Origin of the sequence: Leptospira alstonii serovar Sichuan str. 79601 (genome assembly GCF_000347175.1) — a bacterium.
Lineage (GTDB): Bacteria > Spirochaetota > Leptospiria > Leptospirales > Leptospiraceae > Leptospira > Leptospira alstonii.
In genome coordinates, this window is record NZ_ANIK01000025.1 from 1 (window position 1) to 3,879 (window position 3,879).

A 3,879-nucleotide genomic window follows, 5' to 3' on the forward strand; every position below is an offset into this window, starting at 1 on the left:
CAAGGTACGATTACGAATATACGAAACCAAGAAAACCAACTGAAAAACAGCGCATCCAGTGATCCGAGTTTGACTGCAGTGTTCGGAGACATGGACGGACTGTTAGACGATCTACAAGACGCATTGAACTCGCAAGCGTCTCTGGGAACCTTGGCGCAGACCTTGGGAGAGTTTTTCCAAAGTCAAATAACAAACGCCACGGCTAAAGCGGACTACTGGAACATAACGAAATGGCAAGAGACATACGCGACACAAACCTTAGAGTTCAAGAAGGAAGTAGCGACCGCAACCTTGAGCTGTAGCGGAAGCAGTTCTTGTAATTACCAACCGACGGGATCAGCAGCCGTGACCTACGGAAGCGACGGAAACGTCTACGGATGGGCGGCAACAAGCGGAGGATTTCAAGGAACTATTGTAAGTAGTTTTGATCCGTATACGGTTACGAATCCATATTACGCGGAACTGAATCAACAATACCAAAGTTGTCAGACTCAAGCCTCGTCTCCGTTGGGATGGGGGACTTGGATGTGGGGTCCATGTGCAGTTTTCGGATCTAACGGAGAGAACGCACCGGTTCAATCGTATACGGTAGATCCTAACGCTAGCACTGGATATTACAGCGCGGGACATTACGTAGCAACGTGTACCGGAGTGGATCTCGGAGGAACTTGTACGGGAGGAAGCGGCGGATATACCTTGGGTTTGCAAGCTTGCAGCGGTTGGGCGTATTGCGGATACAGCCGAAGCTGGATAACCGATGACAGTTATTCAACCTCCGTAACGGAGACGTTTAACCAAAGCCAAAAAGATCAAATAGCGACGAACACAAAAATACGAAACGCAGTATTCGGAAATTACAATACAGCATTTGGACAATCCTCACAAGCGGGGAACGCGGTCGCCGGATCCAGCGTGGCACTGGGCACCAAAGTATTTTTAGGCGGAACGGAATTAAACTCGTCGAACTGGTACAACTCGGTTGGACTGATCAACCAAGTACAAGTGCAAACGAAATACAAATACATAGACAGTGCGATGCAGGCGAATCAGAACTTTTGGACGAGTATGAAAACTCAGTTTACAAGTATCGCATCTACTTTCTTGTCCCTAGTCAATCCGTTGAAAGATTGGGAAGACAGATCAGAAGAATACGAAGACGAATATCAGGCAAAGCTAATAGAACTGGAACAAACGAAACAAAATACAATCACGAACTACAACGACCAAATAGCGGCCATGAAAGCGGCGAGAGGCGCTTGGGTAACCGAAGTGTACGGTTACCAGATGGCTGGAATCGAAGGAAGCCAAGACAACGCGAACAGCCAATACAGAACCGGAGAAGAGAACTGGGACAATACGATATCCACCTTTCAACAAGCGGAACTGAACTGGTATTTGTCAGCCAAAGATACATTGCAACAAGCGGTGACCGCTCCGGACGGAGAAGCGCAATACCAGACAAACGCAATCACCCAAGCGAACCAGTTAGAAACTCAGATCACAAACTCGGAGACGAATACGACACAGCTTTACAACGCAGCAACCGGTTTGTATCAAACGTATCAATATGCAGCTTCTGGAAACTTGATGACTCAAGTTCTCACAAATCAACAAAATCAGACGAGCTGGAACCAACAAGGAGCCGCGGTCTCTCAAACGATAGCGGATTCCTTTGGAAGAAGTGAAACGTACAAAACAGCGGAGTTAAACGCAAGTAACAGAATCAATGTGCTTGCCCAAACGATCTACGGAAACGGAGCGTATATCGTAGACAACACGGAACTGCAAGTAATCCAAAACCAAGCGAGCGGATACGGACAAAATCAAACGCATTGGCAGAACGAAATCAATGGTGTAAACGGCGGTTTTAACTTTAACGGTCGTAACAACACGAGCCAAACGAAAGAAGCCTTGTATACCGATGTGAAAACGGACATTGGCGTCGCGACCACACTGCAAGCGGAAATAGTAGACGAAGAACGCGGTTACTTGAAACACGCAAACGAGTATTTTGAGAAATCGGAGAAATATCAAGAGTTAGCGGAGAAAGCAAAGAGCGAAGCGAAGTTCGACGAGGCTGCCCTTTACACGGGTTACGCGGTAAGAGAAAAGAACAACGCCATCGGATATCTGAAGAAGAAATACTACACCATCGGAGAAGAGATCACAAGTGAAGTGGATAACCGGGGACTTACATATACGAGAAACTCTTTCCTGAGTTACAGAGAATCCTTGATCAACAAGAACTTTCAGAACAGCACACAGGTGCAAAAACAAATCCAAGAAGGGAAGAACCAAGTTCAAGGGATTTTAGCGGAAGGAGAAAGTTACAACCAGATCCAAGGGATGTTGCAGACTGCTTCGAACTTGAACAAACAAGGCGCGGAGAACAAAGAGCGTGTGGAGAGACTGCTACTCGAATCGAAAGAATTAGCAAACCGTAATATCGGAGAAGGACTACTCGACGGATTGCAGGATATGATCGCAAGCATCCAGAGTTCTTTACCGCAAGAGGTAAGTAACAGCGGTGTGACCCAATACATCCAGGCACAAGAGAAAGAGATCGCAGAGAAACAACAGAAAGCAAACGAACTTCTGACTCATATGAATTCTCTCGTGACGAACAACAACGACCTCTCCGCATTACAAACATTACTGCAAGGAAGCGGACAAGCGATCAACTTAGCGGCTAACAGCGCTGTGTCGAAATACTTGGACGACTACGCTAAAAAACTCCAGAAAGACAATGAAGAAAGAAGTAACAATCTTCAAAGGACTCTGCTTGCTGCGTTACAAAACGGAGACGACTACAAATACCTGAGAGAAGCGGGCTACGGATTTAGAGCGGACGGGGACGGAATATCCGCATACAGACAGATCTACAGCGGTGAGATCGCCATCGACGGAAGCGCGATGAAGAGCACGAGCTACTCACCCGATTTACAATATCAATATATACGTATAGAGACGAAGTTTAGTCCGGGGAACTTGAGCGTGGATATGTTGAACCCGAACTCGACTACGTTTAGCGCGGAGATGGTGGCGGGCGTCAAAGCCTACATCGACAACACACAAAAGAACGTGGAAGCGATGTTCGCGCAGTTCAGCGACAAAACCGAAGAGGTGAAACAGGAATACGCACAGAACCAGGAAATAGAGAACTACCAAAAGAAATTGTATGAGTCGAGTAAGGACGGCTACTTAGCGGCTTTTCAAGGATTACCGGGTGAGTTTAGAAACGCGTTCGATTTAGAGATGGGAAGTACAAAAAGCTACCATGCGGGTTCTAAATACGACTTTAAAGCGGACAGCTTTAAAGGCCAAAGCGGGGACATGAAGAAGACCGGTAAGGCGATGTATGAGGGAGCGGACATCGATGATACGGTGTTAGCCGGTAAGAGAGAACTGAAAGGTAGCGTAACGATCAAAGGAGTTCCGGTAGAAGTAAGCTACGGAATGCAGTATTTAATCATCACTTCTGGTTTTGATATCTCGAAGATAGGGTTCAACTTCAAGTTAAAAGGAATCGGAACGAGTTTTGTAGACAGCCAACTGAGTAACGTAAGCCAGAAGTATTCCATCTACACGGCTGACATCCAATCCCGTATCGAGAAACAGGCAAAGGCGAATGACGCGGAAATGGACAGTAAGGGTTTCGTCTTTAACGTGTTAAACGGAATGAGCGGAGGTCAGAAGGCAAGCCAAGCAGTGGAAGGAGAAATTAGAAGCCGTGTGACAGGATCCATTGCAGCAGCAACGGGTTTACCCGCAAGTCTCGTCGGAGCCTTAGTCGGTGGAGCCAACATGAAACAGGCGATGAAGGCATACGAGAAAAGCGTAACGACGGAAGCGATTTCGAAAGCTACGGGTATTCCGTCT

General features: G+C 46.9%; 1 protein-coding gene. It reads left to right on the top strand.

The window, feature by feature from the left end:
• The coding region (locus LEP1GSC194_RS05300; RefSeq protein WP_051997428.1) for a hypothetical protein at positions 1-3,879 on the top strand (3,879 nt) is incomplete at both ends.